Origin of the sequence: uncultured Psychrobacter sp. (genome assembly GCF_947495825.1) — a bacterium.
GTDB lineage: Bacteria > Pseudomonadota > Gammaproteobacteria > Pseudomonadales > Moraxellaceae > Psychrobacter.
Genome location: NZ_CANMAH010000009.1, coordinates 30,722 through 46,391, shown reverse-complemented (window position 1 = coordinate 46,391; position 15,670 = coordinate 30,722). Strand labels below are relative to the sequence as shown.

The following is a 15,670-nucleotide window of genomic DNA, read 5'->3' as shown; positions in this document are numbered from 1 at the left end:
AATTTATTTCTTAATTTATAATGCGCCGTGTTTAATATTCGTGAGTACCACGAATTGGATAATCTTTGTCTCTGATAAACGCCAAACCCTCTGCAAGCGTTTCTAGATCAGGTCTCACAAAAGGATTGTTTGAGATATCCACGACTTGGATATCACCTTTATCATTGACCACGTAGATACCAGGTTCAGCAAACGGATGATCGGTCTCTTTTTCTGAGCGCGGGTCAGAGATATAAAGACCTAGCGTTTTCATTTGCTCGATACTCAAGCCATAAGCGATCGGAAAATTGATATCTATATCATCAAAATGGCTCTCTAGCTGTTCTTTACTGTCGCCAGATACAGCGATGATATCGACACCTGTCTCATAAAAAGACTCTTTTCTGGTCTCAAGCTCATTGAGGTATTTGGTGCACATCGGGCAATGCTGACCACGATAAATGACGACCAGTTTCCAATCATGGCCGTGTGCCGGTTTTCCCAATGACTGCATCTCGCCGTTATACAGCTGCACCTCCATCTCAGGAAACTTGGTACCAGAAAGTAATTTTTGATTATAAGCTGCTTGCATAATTTTATCCTTGTATCTTCTCGTTATTGTGACTTTTAAGATTCATTTTGACCAGTCGTTCAATATCTCACTAACGATGGTATAATTAAAAAGCCGACAATTAAGTCGGCTTTTTGTTATGAAATGATACGTATTAGCAACCTAAAGAGATATTTTTAATCTTAGCCTACTACCAGCCGCATCATTTGCGTACTGATATAACCGCCAAAGGTACCGACCGCATAGCCAAGAATACCCAAAAATACCCCAACTGGTGCGAGTGATGGATGAAAGGCAGTAGCGACAATCGGTGCTGATGACGCGCCGCCTGTATTGGCATTGGAGCCGACTGCCAAAAAGAAAAACGGCGCACGAATGAGCCTTGCGACAGCAAAGATAATGACAACGTGAATACTCATCCATAGCAGGCCAATGAGTAATAGTCGCCACTGCGAGACAATACCGGCAAGATTGATTTGCATGCCGATAGCCGCAATCAGGACAAAGATAAATACCGTACCGATTTTGGAGGCGCCCACATGATCAAGCCGGCGAATTTTGGTAAAAGAGAAGATCACCCCTATGATGGTAATGATGACCACCATCCAAAAGAAGCTACTGGCAAAGCTGTACTGTACCGCCCAGCTATAAGGCGCAAAGAACCCTGCAATTTGCCCGCCCAAAAAGTGCGCTACCCCTACCATGGCAAAGCATAAGCCAAACATCACCATGAGGTCATTTAAAGTCGCTGGACGCGCATGGTGGCGCTCATAGCTCTCAACTGCAGTGATGACTTTGTCGATACTGCTGCTATCAGCTTTTAACAATCTATCAATTTTATCGCTGTGTTTGGCCATGATGAGTATCGCGAGTAACCACAGCGAAGCGTTGGTGGTATCGACCAGAATCATCATGCCAAACAAGTCATCACTGACCCCAAACAGCTCCTTCATCGCCGCTTGGTTGGCCGCGCCGCCGATCCAGCTGCCCGCCACTGCCGAAAACCCGCGCCACAAGGTGTCATCGGTAAACATACTGGGCGACACCCATTTGGCGATACCTAAGCTGATCGGTCCACTGATGATAATGGCGATACTGGCGGCAAAAAACATGGCAATCGCCTTCCAGCCCAACCCCAATATCTTGGGCACATCCATCGACAGGGTCATCAGTAGTAAGCTGGCTGGCAAAAGGTAAGTAGCGGTAAAGCCATAAATCTGCGAGCCGACACCATCAGCGAAGACGCCCAAGCTGTTGAGGGTCGCTGGTATAAAGCAGCACAGTACGATGCCGGGCAATACGGCATAAAAACGTCGCCAAAACTTGCCAGGCAGCCCTTGGGTATAAAACACCAAGCCGATAATGGCCATGATAATACCAAAGGCTAACGGCAGGCTATCAATTGCAAAACTTGAGGTGGCGGGCATCAAAAGGCTCCGGAGTATACGATCAGTCAAAGTTTGTCAGTATAGACAAGGCAAAAAATAGGTGCAAGCTGCTATTTGGCCAAACCCTAAATGGAATAGACACAAAAAAGCCAGATATTCGTTATCTGGCTTTTAATGCTACGCTATATGGCTAAATAAATGACTTTATTAACCGTTAAAGCTAGCGTTATTACGAGTTTCTACCACGGTTACCGCCAGTTGGACGGCCTTGACCACGGCTGTCAGAGCGACCTGTTGGACGACCTTGACTGCCACTCGGACGACCACGGCCAGAGGCGGCGCGATCACCGCGCGGTGCGCTATTGCCGTCACCGCGGTTAGGACCACTACGCTTGCCTTGGTAAGGCTTGCCGCCTGAGCGCTCATTTGGTTTGCCTTGATAGCCGCTATCGTTGCTGGCACGTTGACCAGTGGCTGCGCGATCACTTGAGCGACCACGACCACCGCCAGTAGACTTGCCAGCATAACCGCCGCTTGAACGGCCACGGCCTTGACCACCACCGTTAGAACGTCCGCGACCACGGCCACGACCGCGACCTTTGTTTTCACTCGGTACGTACGTTTTCTTTGGCTCCATGCCTTCGATGACACAGACTTCCATTTTACGATCAAGATAACGGTTGATAGCATTTAGCTGTGGACGATCATCCATGCTACATAAGCTGATAGCCACACCTGTACGACCAGCACGGCCACAACGGCCAATACGGTGGACGTAGTCTTCAGTCTGACGCGGTAGATCATAGTTGATGACGTGCGAGATAGCTGGCACGTCTAGACCACGGGCAGCAACGTCAGTCGCCACTAAGATTTTGCATTTACCATTACGCAAGTCTTGCACGATACGGTTACGTTTGCTTTGCGGCAAGTCGCCATGTAAAAAGCTGGCTTTATGGCCTTGCTCTTGTAGCGACTTGGCCAGCTTTTCTGTACTGCGTTTGGTCGCGGCAAAGATAATAATTTGATCCATCTCTGGTTGGCAAACGACTTTATCAAGCAGTCTGTTTTTATGCTCAAAGTCGTCACAGTAGTACACTTTTTCTTCGATATGTGCTGACTCAACTTTGATAGACACGCGCTCAGGGTTTTTGGTAAAGCTGGCAGCGATTTTGCCGACAGGACCATCCCAAGTGGCTGAACACATAATTGTCTGACGATCGGTTGGCGCAGCGCTTAAGATATCACTGATGTCATCAGCAAAACCCATGTCTAGCATACGGTCTGCTTCATCAAGCACAAGTACTTCAAGGTTAGATAAGTCGACACGGCCTGCTTTGATATGGTCAAGCAAACGACCAGGCGTGGCGACGATGACCTGTACGCCTTTTCTTAAGGCTGTGATCTGACCGTTGTATGGCGCACCGCCGACCAATGGCACACAGAATAGACCACGCATGTCTTTAGAATACGTGCGCACGCTGTCATGTACTTGCTGAGCAAGCTCGCGCGTTGGCGTTAGGATAAGGGCTTTGGTTAGCTTATCGAAGCTAGTCGCACGGCTTAGGCGATCGAGTACAGGGATAACAAAAGCGGCGGTCTTACCACTACCGGTTTGGGCAGACAATAATAAGTCGCGACCTTGCAGAGCGAAAGGAATGGCTTGTGCTTGGATAGGTGTTGGATTGGTATAACCAATACGATCAAGCGCGGTCAAAATCGGCTTGGCAATATTAAGGTCAGTAAAGGTAACTTGATCTTCTTTGGCAGCGTCAGTAGTAGCCGCTTGATTATTAGTATCAGTATTAGAGGTGTCAGTGTTTGAAGAATCAGTACTTTCGATGATGCCGTTTTCAGCGGCGATGGTAGATAAGATATCAGTCATGAGGATCCTTGGTAAGTATAAGCTGCTGTACATTCAGCAAGCTTGATGCATACCACTGATAACCGTTCACCATGCTGCCTTTATTAAACATTACCGAAACACAAAAAAGTGTCGATAATCAAAAGCCAAGCTGCTAGAGCTAAGCTTTTAAAATAAATGCGTGCGTGCTGTCTGACGTATTTTGGTGGTAGTGCCGAGTGTCTTATCCTTGTCTGATATAGGCACATTATCGATGCTTTATCCAAAGCAGATAAGGGCGAATAGCAACCAATCTAGCCCACAATCATAGGGCAATAGATAAGATATGAGTCAAAAATAACTGAGGTTTTATAAAATGTTATTTAAGTACACAAAATCATCGGCAACAATTACTAATGGTCAATCCTAGACCCAAAATCGCAGGCGATGTTATCAATCTCATAATTCACAAAAGCCTAAACTTTCGTGGCGACGTAGTATAGCATAATGAAACTGCTATCAGTACCTATTTTTTAATGCATTGATAAAAACATAATGCTTATCAATTGATAATAGGGTTTTGTAAACCTATATAGCTGTCTTAACGCAGGGTATTGACCTCAGATACATAGGTTGGCAGCTGCCATGCTCCGCCTGCTTCAATCATACGGCACAGCCCCGTACTACTCTCATGACTTTTTACAAAACTCTTGCCAGTCCATATCCAGTCGGTTTTATTTAGGCAATCACCAATACCGCGGCCTTTTTGTACAGAACTAATCTTACCATTCGCATAATCGGTCGCCTCAGTGGTTATCAACACTGGATCGTAGGGTTTTTTATCATTCATGACCCACATTCCTGTTCCTGCATTATAAGCGCCCATCCAGCAGTTGTGCTGAATTAGTAGTTGTGATCCATTCAGACGACTGATACGCCAAGGTGATTTGTCCATTAGATTTGGGCAGTCAGTATCTACATTCGCTATCGTGCCTTTTGTCAATGCAGATAACTGTGAGGGCTTCATACTAAACTTCTCTTTACGGCTTGAAGTGGCTCTAATATTAGGCACGACGAGACGTAGCTGAGGAGCAGGTTTGGGCGGTAGTACACTACTGTTAGACTTGCTCGCGCCATTGGTGCTGACTAGTGCACTTGGCGTCCCTACTCGTCCTTGTGCCTCATCAGCCTTCAACATAACCGCCATTGCGCCCTTGTCAGACAACTGCCAACGCGAGTTGCGCATAACCAGCTCAATCTTACTAGATTTGGTCAACGCCTCAAGTAACGCTGTAACTTGGGCTGCGGTCAGCTCTGCATCACCTGCCACCGTTGAGAATGGCTTGGTTTCGCCCAAATCTTTATCATCAATAAATAACGACATACGATGACGATTACCCAGCTGCAGCAGCGCTTTGGTAGAGCTTTCTTTAGCACCGCCAATCTTGACTTTACCCATGACATTAGCATCACTACCCGCACGGCGCATGAGTAATACGGAGATGGGAGATTTACTACTTTCTGCTTGATAACCTGCCAATCGGCAAGTACGCGTATTATCACAAGCTACTTGCCAGTCTTGATGCGTCAGCTCAACCGCTGCGCTACTTGTCGAACATATTGCTATAGCACTGATGGCTAATAAGGTCGACGATACTATTTTTTTAGTAGAAAAAATACTTTTTAAAGATAGGCCACTAAAGGCTTGGTCCCGAGAGATACTGTTTGTCCGAGCCAATTTATTCTTATTATTTTTGTACTTCATACTATTATTGCCCGCAGTCATATTTGACTGTATAGGCTTATAAAATAAACCTTTCATAACTCTCACTCATCAACAGAGGAAATATATAAAATGAATTTCAATAAACACAGTAACTTGCTATCTCAACTCACTGACGTTTCGGTCTGTTATTACAATGTATCATTCTGTAAAGTCATAAGCAAACAACTTTCAGTCAACTAATAGAATTTTTTCAATCATTTATCACGAAAAAGGCTGACTAATATTGTACTAATCAGCCTGCACATTATCGTTCACTTAAAACACAAACCATTCATAAAAATCACGATTGTAAAAGCAACTATCGAATAAAATTTAGTTAAACAAAAAATGCAAGCCCTTAAAAATATCTTAGATCAACAGCAAGTAGTTGTTTAAACGATAGGTTTTAAGCTTAAGTCTACAGCGCGTTTGACCGCTGGACGCTCAGCGATATTTTGCGCCCAGCGTTTGACATACTTATACTCATCTACTTGTAAGAATTCCGCAGCATCATAGAGCTTGCCAAGCACCAATTGTCCATACCATGCCCAAATAATCATATCAGCGATGTTGTAATCGCTGTCATCATTACCGCACATATAGCTGTGGTCTTTTAAATGCTTATCTAGGACATCGAGCTGACGTTTGGTCTCCATCGTATAGCGGTTGATGGGATATTCTAAAGGCTCAGGCGCATAAGCATAAAAGTGCCCAAAACCGCCACCTAAGAAAGGCGCACTACCCATCTGCCACATGACCCAAGACAGACAATCTGCACGCGCCTTCCCTAAAGTTAACGGGATAAATTTGCCAAACTTTTCGGCCAAATACATCATGATAGCGCCCGACTCAAAGATAGCGATAGGCTCACCGGCCTCATCATGAGAGCGATCGACCAAGGCGGGAATCTTTGAGTTTGGGTTTATGTCTACAAACCCTGAGCCAAACTGATCGCCCTCAGAGATATCAATTTTATAGGCATCATACTCAGCGCCCCTGACACCCAGCTCGGCCAGCTCTTCTAAAAGGATATTTACCTTGACGCCATTTGGGGTGTTGAGTGAATACAGCTGCAAAGGCGCATCGCCTACAGGCAGCGCTTGCTCGTGGCGCGCGCCAGCGGTCGGCCGATTAATACTAGCAAACTTGCCGCCATTGTCTTTGTCTTGTACCCAAACTTTTGGCGGTGTGTAGGTCTTATTTTGCTTATTAGTATTGTTATTAGGTTGATTATTATCCTGACTCATGACATATCCTTAATGTATGGTTCTTAGTTTATGTTTATTTAGTTCACGTTTATAAAGTTATCAATGTTTTATCAGCTAACACATGCGCTTATTTATGACTTAAGCGGCAAGCCAAGGTTTACTATAGCGAGAACTTACCTGTACATTAAAGTTCTCTCTTGTAATCAGTGTAGTGCTTTCAATACTGCCTTTTATAAAACGCTACCTTGATTCACTGTTATTTTGCGCCACTCTTTCTTATACTACTCAACTTGCACCGGTTATCACCTATTATTAATAAAATCATTAGGGTGTTCGTCCGGCTCATAGTACTATTTGTACCCCTTTGCTCGTCTGACCTGTACCAATCCCATTCTAGTTTGGCTATATAAACAGACCGTTTTGCTTGTCTTAATATCAAAAATCCAATGAGAGTCACATGGTAACGCTAACCCCAACGCAAGAGAAATACCTGCCCTACGTGTTAGCGGTAGCCCTATTTATGCAGATATTAGATGCGACCATCCTAAACACCTCGCTGCCGCAGATGGCTCAAGCATTGGGCGAGTCGCCGCTTAAGATGCAATGGGCGGTCATCAGCTACGCGCTGACGTTGGCGATTTTTATACCTATTAGCGGTTTTTTGGCCGACAAATACGGCACGCGCCGCACCTTTTTGACCGCCATTGTGATATTTTCTATCGGCTCGCTACTGTGCGCAGCCTCGCCTACGTTGGATTTTTTGATAGGCTCGCGGGTGATACAAGGAATTGGCGGGGCGATGATGACGCCAGTTGCGCGCTTGATATTGGTCAAGTCTTATCCGCGCAACAAGCTACTGACCGTTATGAACTTTGCAGTGATACCAGCATTGGTAGCGCCGCTCGTGGGGCCGGTGTTGGGCGGCTATATCGTCCAGTATGCCAGCTGGCATTGGATATTTTTGATTAATATTCCGATGGGTGTTTTAGGGTTTGTTATGGGCAAAAAACTGGTGCCCTCTTTGTTTGAAGACACTAAGCGCCTTGACTGGCTAGGCTTTGGGCTGTTTGCCGCTGCGGCATGCGGATACACTCTCGCTGTAGAGTTTGGCTCGCAGGTAGGCCGCGGCATGTATGGTCTGCTGCTAGCGGTGGCAGCCAGCGTATTGCTAGGCGCTTATGTAGCACATGCCAAACGCCGCGCCGCGCCTTTATTTCCGCTTAGCCTGTTTGATATTCGTACCTTTCGTATTGGTATCACGGGCAATTTATTTACTCGTTTGGGTATCAGCGCTGTGCCGTTCTTACTGCCATTATTATTACAAGTGGTGTTTGAGTACTCACCATCACAGGCCGGCTGGTTGCTCGCTCCTATCGCCATTGGCGCCATCGGTATCAAGCCTTGGGTCAGTAAAATCATCCAGCGCTTTAGCTACCGTAAAGTCTTGGTGTTGAATACATTACTGATCGGCATACTCATCATCTTATTGGCACAGTTCAATAACCCTGATAACTGGCTATGGTTTATCCCGCTGCTTATCGTGATGGGTGCGTGTAACTCTATGCAGTTTAGCGCGATGAATACCATTACTATTGGTGATTTGGAAGGCGCCCAGACCAGTAGTGGCAACAGTCTAATGGCAGTCAATCAGCAGTTGGCGATTAGTTTTGGTATCGCCTTTGGGGCGGCAGTGCTTAACCTATTACGTGAACGCTTTACACTTGATACATTAGCTGCTTTTCAAACGACTTATTGGATACTGGGGATTTTAACCATTCTCTCAGGACTGTATTTTTTACGGCTCAAGCCTGAAGATGGTCGCGGTTTATATTAGGATATGTCTTAGGTGCACTTAAGAAGAAGCAATCGATAGTTACCTTAACGCTCTACCATCACAAACAACTATCTTGTAGACATAAAAATACCAGCTTGTCCTTTTATGTATCCTAAAAGATACTCAAAAAACAAGCTGGCAAGTATGGCGAACTGATGGCTTTTTATAGCGCGTCATCATCATGCATTTGTGATTGAATATAACGCTCGACCCCGATACTTTGTATCAAGTCTTCTTGAGTCTCAAGCCAGTCCTCATATTCCTCGTTACCATCTTTTAGCTTGACCAATAGCTGGCGTGATACATAATCGCGATGGGTTTCACATAAGGTAATCGCGTCAGTGATAATAGCAAATTTTTGCTTTTCTAAACGCAGGTTACAATCAATCATTTCAGGTACGTCTTCTGCGATAAACATCTTGCCATAATCTTGTAAGTTTGGCAGACCGCCTAATAACAAAATACGCGCAATCAAATCATCTGACCACTTCATCTCAGCGATAGACTGCTTGTAACAGTTTTCGTTTAACGCTTCAAGTCCCCAATGACGAGCGATGCGTGCATGCAAAAAGTACTGATTGATCGCAATCAATGACTGTCCGAGTACTTTATTTAAGGCGCGAATGACCTCTTTATCCCCTTTCATGTTTTCTCTCCCTAATCTATTCAATCTATTGATACGTGCTCTAAATATTGCGGCTTAGTATAACTGTGACGATACTAGACAATATCAGGAGACACTTCTGCCATTTGGCTTTGCAGATAGTTAGGTAGTCCGATCATATCGATAAGGCGTAGCTGTTGCTCTAACCAATGCGCATGATCTTCCTCGGTATCTTTGAGCTGTTCGACCAACATCTCACGGGTGACATAGTCGTGCTCTTCTTCGCAAAGGGCGATACCGTCTTTTAGGTGCTGCTGTACTTGATACTCTAAATCAAGGTCAAACTGTAGCATCTCAGGGACGGTACTACCGATTTTGATCTCATTGACGCTCATTTTTGGCGTACCGCCAAGCATCAAAACACGGCGGATAATGGCTTGCGCGTGCAAAGTTTCATCTTCCATTTCATGATGGATGCGGTCGTACAGCTTGCCGTAATGCCACTCAGCATACATCTCTGAATGAATAAAGTATTGGTCACGAGCAGCAAGCTCACCGCCCAACAAAAAATTCAAATAATCAATGACTTTTTGGCTACCTATCATAACGTGTACTCCTGTTCCTAGATTTGCACAACTTCTTATATATTTTAGGATTACTCTATTAGCACAAAAAAAGACGTCTTCGTAAGTCGATTATTCATCTTTAAATGTATTGGATATGCTACTAGAGCATCTAATAGTACTAGATAAATATAGTAGCACAAAGGCAGGGTAAGGCTTGTAACGTTATGAACTAATAATAAGATATCAGTTGAGAACAATAACTAGAATCGTTGCAAGAGCAACTGTCGTAATAAGATCAGATAAAGGTCAAGCACAATTTAACATAGTAAACGAGGATAAGTAGTTAGTAGAAGATCACTACATACTAGTAATGAGCAGTCCATTTTTGGAGTCTGTCTTATTTTAAAACTATCTTTGTCAATTAACTATCATGAACCAAAGACTTGCTTTTTATTGGCATAACAATTGCATCTATTAAACCGCATAAGCCAATATATCAAGTTTGGCATGATGCTCGTTTAAATAGTCATTGACCATAGGTTCACAGCATCCACAACAGGTAGCAACATCGAGAGAGTCTTTTAAGCCATCGAGGGTATCGATTCCTGAAGCAATAGCTGCTTGAATTTGCTTCTCTTTTACATCGTTACAGATACATACGTACATAATTTGCTCCTAACGTTATAGCTTGTTAATGTTGTTTATAATAACGATAATTATTACCATTTACAATAATTGTTTTAATATTAACAAGTTTTGAGCATTTAGGTTAGGTCTGAGGGATTAGCACTAATGCACTGGGTATAAAAAATTAGTTTACCTCAATCACAATATAAAAAAACATATTTATATATTCTTAAATATTCATATATTCCCGACGAACGGTGTTAAAATAGAGATAAGTGGATATATATACAATATTCTTGTATATCTAAATATATATTTTGTGTTATTATTGTTTTCAGTTGCTTAAATGTTATTTATTGTTTTTTCAGTTTATATTTTATGTATATTTATGTATACACAAGCTATTTGAAACATTCAGAGATTGACTGTAGCTAGACATATTTGGACTAGCTAAAATTAGACTGGTCGTCTCTATTAAACCAATACAATTATGCTTTAATTTTTTTATTGAATGAATACTTTTTAATGACTCAATTGATTAGATAGTAAGTTATCAGATTACTGGGTAATGGATTATCTATTTTATTAACCACTTAACTTCTCTCTTATTAGGATGAATAAAATTCATAAGTAAGCGTGACAATCTATTTGGAATATACTCTATGTCTAATAATAACTTTGCTATGCAGCCTCTTGATTTATTTAAAGTTCTGTCTGATCCAACTCGTTTGAAGTTGTTCCAGATTCTATTTAATAAAGAGTCGCGCTGTGTATGTGAATTGGTAGATCTACTTGACCAACCACAACCAACCGTCTCTCGTCACCTAAACCACCTAAAAAAGCTAGGAATCCTTAGCTGTTCGCGCGAAGGTACATGGATGTGGTATGAAGTAGCAGATGACTTACCAGAATGGTGCCAAGAGATATTAGAAATTACTTATAAGACGCTTCAAAGCCAGCCAGAAGCCAGCTAATAATCAAGTTTGCCTCATATACTATTTGCGTATAAAAAAAGACCTAAACAATGTAGGTCTTTTTTTTATGCTCTATAAGACAGTTTATTATCTAAGTCGACATTACGCTAAGTCCAAAAAGTCACTCACAAAAGTATTGGCTGGATGTTGAATCAACTCTTCTGAGGTCCCTACCTGCTCTACGTGACCATGATTCATGACCACAATCTCATCTGACACTGCCCGCGCTTCTTCTTGATCGTGCGTCACCATGATGCTGGTAATACCAAGCTCATGGTGAATATCCTTTAACCAAGTACGCAGCTCTTTACGCACTTTCGCATCAAGCGCGCCAAATGGCTCATCAAGCAGTAATAACTTTGGTTTTACTGCTAAAGCGCGTGCCAGGGCAATCCGCTGACGCTGACCACCAGAGAGCTGATGTGGATAAGCATTCGCCAGTTGTGGCAACTGTACCAAGTCTAATAGTTCAGCCACGCGCTTATTGATATCGGCCTTACTAGGGCGCTCATTCTTTGGTAATAGCGTCAGTCCAAATGCTATATTATCAGTGATATTTTTATGCCGAAATAGCGCATAGTGCTGAAACATAAAGCCAATATGACGTTTTTGTACTGGTGTATTGGTAACATCAAGCTCATCAAAAAGTATCTGTCCAGAATCTGCATATTCAAGACCAGCGATAATACGTAGCAAGGTGGTTTTACCGCAGCCTGAGGGTCCAAGCAAAGTGGTCAATTTACCAGTAGGAACGGTAATATTGATGTTATCCAAGGCGGTAAAGTTACCAAAACTTTTATTTACGTTACGAATTTCGATGCTCATAATGGTACCTTTGATTGTATTTTGCTTATCGTGACAAATTGTTTATGGGCGACAGTATTAGTCGTATTTAAGTCGGCCAGCTCTAACTTAGACCATTTTACTTATATATTTCCTGAGCTGTTGGCGGTCTGTGATGCTCTGGTGTCAGTGGCATTGGCGCTCACTGGTAGCTCAGGCGCAGCCGCTAGACGTTCGGATTTGGCAAACTTGCGTTCTTGTAATTTGGTCATGACTTGCTGTATGAGCAGCGTTACCAAGGCAAGTGCAGCAAGCAGGCTTGATAGTGCAAAAGCGGCGGTAAAGTTATAGTCGTTATAAGCAATCTCAACCAGCAGCGGCATGGTGTTGGTCTCGCCGCGAATATGACCTGATACCACACTAACAGCGCCAAACTCGCCCATCGCCCGCGCATTGGTCAAAATCAAGCCATAAAGTAGTGCCCATTTGATATTTGGCAAGGTGACATGCCAAAAAGTCTGCCAACCACTCGCGCCTAAAGTAAGCGCGGCCTGCTCTTCACTATCGCCTTGCGTCTGCATGAGCGGTATCAGCTCACGTGCGACAAATGGAAAAGTGACAAACAACGTCGCCAATACGATACCAGGAACAGCATATATCACCTGAAAACCCATGCTCTCAAGCCAGCCGCCCACAGTAGAGTTCAGACCAAATAACAACACAAACATCAAACCTGCTACTACAGGGGATACCGAAAACGGCAAATCAAGCAAGGTGGTGACCAGCTGCTTGCCTTTAAATTGATAACGCGTGACCAGCCAAGCAATCGCAATACCCATCACCATATTGATCGGTAAGACAATACCCGCGGTGATTAATGTCAGCTTGATAGCTTGCAGTGCTTCTGGATCAATGAGTGAAGCAATGTATAACTGCCAGCCATTCTTAAAAGCTTCATAAAACACTGCCAGTAGTGGTATGACCAACATAACGATCATAAATAAAACAGCAACAGCAATAAAGGTACGCCTTATCCAAGGCGTGTCTTTGGTTGCAGGATTGCTCTGATAATCATAGCTATTAGATATTTGCATGTTAGCGAGCTCCCACACGGCGCGACAGTTTCCACTGGGCAATATTGATGGTTAATAAAATCACAAATGAGATTAGTAGCATAAATAATGCAACGGCTGACGCCCCTTGCACATCAAACTGCTCAAGCTTACTAATAATAATGAGTGGTAAAATCTCAGATTGCATAGGGATATTGCCCGCGATAAAAATCACTGAACCATACTCGCCTGTCGCACGGGCAAACATCATGCCAGCGCCCATCAGCAGCGCTGGTAGTAGCTCCGGCAATATAACCTTGCGAAACGTGGTCAAGCGATTGGCACCCAGTACCGCCGCCGCCTCCTCAAACTCAACAGACAACTCTGCGAGTACTGGCTGCACCGCACGGACAATAAATGGAAAACTAACTACCACTAAAGCCAGCCAAATACCTAATGGGGTAAAAGCGACTTGGATATCGAACTTGGCAAACCACTGACCAATCAAACCATTAGGTGCATAAAGCGTGGCAAGAGAGATACCTGTGACCGCGGTCGGCAGCGCAAATGGCAAATCAACCAAGGCGTTAATCATTGATTTGCCCCAAAACTCGTAACGCACCAGCACCCACGCAACTAGCGTACCAAACACCATATTGGTCAGCATGGCCAAAAACGACATCCATAAGCTCAGCTTGATAGCAGCTGTCACTTGCGGCTGACTAATGGTTTCCCAAAACCCTGTCCAACCCATCTGTGTCGTGGTGTAGGCCATCATCGCAAACGGTAGGACTACCAATAATGATAAGCTAAAGACCGTAATGCCCATGCTCAGACCAAACCCTGGCAACACGTTGCGCTGACGCAAACGGGTCAGCCAACCTTTTTTGTGAAGGGATTTATTGGCAGAAGATGTTTTTGCATTCATAGTGATGTCCTATTGCCTAACTTCAGTACTCAGTTCAGAGCTTGGTTTGATACTTAATTTGGTGCTTGGCGGTAATGCTCAGGATGCCGACCTCATTGTATCGACTGCGTTATTAGCCTGCTTACGGTACAAAGGACATAGCGCAGGTGGCCATGTCCTTTATATGGTTAAACGCTACACGCCGAATTGTAAGACGTCATCGTACTTCTTAATTAGCGCTCTATTATATTGGTACCAGCTATTTATTGCGGGGCATTAGTAGCTAGTTGATCGAATACACCGCCGTCGGTAAAGTAAGTACCCATAATCTCATCCCAAGTGCCAAAGGCATCATTTGGGCGGAAAGTTTCAACGGGTGGTAGTTTGTCACCGTTTTTATCGAGGACACTTTTGACGCTAGGACGTAAGTAAAGGTCAGCGGCCAATTGCTGAGCTGGCTCACTCCATAGGTAATCAAGATACGCTTTTGCCGCCTCAGTAGTGCCTTTTTTATCCGTTACCGATTTTACAACAGCAACAGGGCTTTCTGATTTGATAGAGTATTCAGGATAAACGATATCTACTTGACCGGCGCCAAAATCAGTCGCGGCCAAGTTGGCTTCATTTTCAAAGGTGACCAAGACATCGCCAATACCGCGTTGAACAAAGGTCGTCGTTGCGGCGCGGCCACCGTTTTCATAGACCTTGACATTTTTTAGCATGTCTTTAACGTAGTTTTTAGCCTTATCTTCTTGGTTATCAAAAGCATGTAGACCATAACCGTAAGCGCCTAAGAACGCATAACGACCATTACCCGTGACTTTTGGGTTGGCCATGACGATCTCAATGCCGTCTTTGGTTAAGTCTTCCCAATCACTGATGCCTTTTGGATTATCTTTACGCACCAAAAATACAATGGTACTGGTAAAAGGCACGGCATTATCAGGGAATTTGCTTTCCCAGTCTGACTCAACCAAGCCTTCTTTTTCTAGTAGCTCAATATCTGAGCCTTGGTTCATAGTGGCGACGTCGGCTTGTAGACCATTGGCCACTGATAAGGCTTGCTTACTTGAGCCGCCATGTGACTGTTTGATTAAAATGTTGCTGTCTGGATGCTCGCTTTTATAGTGCTCAACGAACAGCGGGTTGTAGTCTTTATAATAGTCACGTGCCACATCGTAAGAGACGTTTAGTAACTCAATGTTTTGACCTTCTGCAGCCGCCGTATCATCAGCGTTTGCGGTGGTGTCGACTGCATCATTATTGCTGCAGCCAGCCAGACCTAAGCTCAAGGCTATGCCTGCAATGCTGAGAGCGCTACGAGTTTTACTTTTTTGTTGATATGGGGCGGCGTATGTCATACTTTCCTCAAAGATGCTGTTAGGTAATGCAAGTATGCTAACAGCGCCATCTTATTATGTTTAATGATGAATATGCGTATGGTATTGCCAAAAGGGAATAACCAAAGGATAAAGCCAGCCTTATCAAGCGTTTATAAAATACAGCTGAGCACAGAAATAATAAAAGCATCAACAGATACTGTTAAGCAAATTATGGTATTGCTTGAGCTGT

At 43.8% G+C, this 15,670-nt stretch carries 14 protein-coding genes; 2 read left to right on the top strand and 12 right to left on the bottom strand.

Translation table 11 applies throughout. From position 1 onward, the window contains the following. Positions 1-31: 31 nt before the first annotated feature. From Q0895_RS10375 to yghU, 5 genes are all read right to left on the bottom strand, one after another. Complete coding sequence (locus tag Q0895_RS10375; protein WP_299188618.1) at positions 32-571, bottom strand: redoxin domain-containing protein; 540 nt, start codon at positions 569-571, stop codon at positions 32-34. Between the two features lie 161 nt (positions 572-732). Then, the gene (locus tag Q0895_RS10370; RefSeq protein ID WP_299188613.1) at positions 733-1,977 is read right to left on the bottom strand and encodes a DUF819 family protein; all 1,245 of its coding nucleotides are present in this window, start codon (positions 1,975-1,977) and stop codon (positions 733-735) included. A 190-nt stretch (positions 1,978-2,167) separates the two neighbouring features. Beyond that, a complete protein-coding gene (locus Q0895_RS10365) occupies positions 2,168-3,820 on the bottom strand; it encodes a DEAD/DEAH box helicase (RefSeq protein ID WP_299188611.1) in 1,653 nt (550 codons plus the stop codon). Positions 3,821-4,379: 559 nt separating this feature from the next. After that, entirely contained in the window at positions 4,380-5,600 is a 1,221-nt protein-coding gene (locus Q0895_RS10360) for a DUF1176 domain-containing protein (RefSeq protein ID WP_299188608.1), read from the bottom strand. Between the two features lie 335 nt (positions 5,601-5,935). After that, on the bottom strand, positions 5,936-6,790 hold the full coding sequence (gene yghU / locus Q0895_RS10355) for a glutathione-dependent disulfide-bond oxidoreductase (RefSeq protein ID WP_299188606.1): 855 nt from the start codon (positions 6,788-6,790) through the stop codon (positions 5,936-5,938). Positions 6,791-7,208: 418 nt separating this feature from the next. Between yghU and Q0895_RS10350 the strand changes: the two genes are divergently transcribed. Then, positions 7,209-8,585, top strand: a complete 1,377-nt coding sequence (locus Q0895_RS10350) for a DHA2 family efflux MFS transporter permease subunit (RefSeq protein ID WP_299188604.1) — start codon at positions 7,209-7,211, stop codon at positions 8,583-8,585. 163 nt (positions 8,586-8,748) lie between these two features. Here Q0895_RS10350 and bfr (Q0895_RS10345) read toward each other — a convergent pair whose 3' ends face one another. The 3 genes from bfr (Q0895_RS10345) to Q0895_RS10335 form a co-directional block, all read right to left on the bottom strand. Continuing rightward, positions 8,749-9,231: a bacterioferritin gene (bfr, locus tag Q0895_RS10345; protein ID WP_299188601.1), complete on the bottom strand. Its 483-nt coding sequence runs from the start codon at positions 9,229-9,231 to the stop codon at positions 8,749-8,751. 74 nt (positions 9,232-9,305) lie between these two features. Then, on the bottom strand, positions 9,306-9,794 hold the full coding sequence (gene bfr / locus Q0895_RS10340) for a bacterioferritin (RefSeq protein ID WP_299188598.1): 489 nt from the start codon (positions 9,792-9,794) through the stop codon (positions 9,306-9,308). 435 nt (positions 9,795-10,229) lie between these two features. Then, on the bottom strand, positions 10,230-10,421 hold the full coding sequence (locus Q0895_RS10335) for a (2Fe-2S)-binding protein (protein WP_058368842.1): 192 nt from the start codon (positions 10,419-10,421) through the stop codon (positions 10,230-10,232). Positions 10,422-11,044: 623 nt separating this feature from the next. On the opposite strand from Q0895_RS10335, the gene Q0895_RS10330 reads away from it, so the two are divergent. After that, the gene (locus tag Q0895_RS10330) at positions 11,045-11,356 is read left to right on the top strand and encodes a metalloregulator ArsR/SmtB family transcription factor (RefSeq protein ID WP_058368843.1); all 312 of its coding nucleotides are present in this window, start codon (positions 11,045-11,047) and stop codon (positions 11,354-11,356) included. 102 nt (positions 11,357-11,458) lie between these two features. Here Q0895_RS10330 and cysA read toward each other — a convergent pair whose 3' ends face one another. The 4 genes from cysA to Q0895_RS10310 all read right to left on the bottom strand — a co-directional run bounded on the left by cysA (position 11,459) and on the right by Q0895_RS10310 (position 15,459). Next, positions 11,459-12,181 (bottom strand): sulfate ABC transporter ATP-binding protein, encoded by a 723-nt coding sequence (gene cysA, locus Q0895_RS10325; RefSeq protein WP_366139941.1) that lies wholly within the window; start codon positions 12,179-12,181, stop codon positions 11,459-11,461. 101 nt (positions 12,182-12,282) lie between these two features. Further along, positions 12,283-13,233 carry a sulfate ABC transporter permease subunit CysW gene (gene cysW, locus Q0895_RS10320; protein ID WP_299188593.1) on the bottom strand — a complete coding sequence of 317 codons (951 nt, stop codon included), beginning with the start codon at positions 13,231-13,233 and terminating at the stop codon, positions 12,283-12,285. A gap of 1 nt (position 13,234) precedes the next feature. Continuing rightward, positions 13,235-14,119 (bottom strand): sulfate ABC transporter permease subunit CysT, encoded by an 885-nt coding sequence (gene cysT / locus Q0895_RS10315; protein ID WP_058368848.1) that lies wholly within the window; start codon positions 14,117-14,119, stop codon positions 13,235-13,237. Between the two features lie 242 nt (positions 14,120-14,361). After that, the gene (locus Q0895_RS10310; protein ID WP_299188589.1) at positions 14,362-15,459 is read right to left on the bottom strand and encodes a sulfate ABC transporter substrate-binding protein; all 1,098 of its coding nucleotides are present in this window, start codon (positions 15,457-15,459) and stop codon (positions 14,362-14,364) included. Between the last annotated feature and the right edge of the window lie 211 nt (positions 15,460-15,670).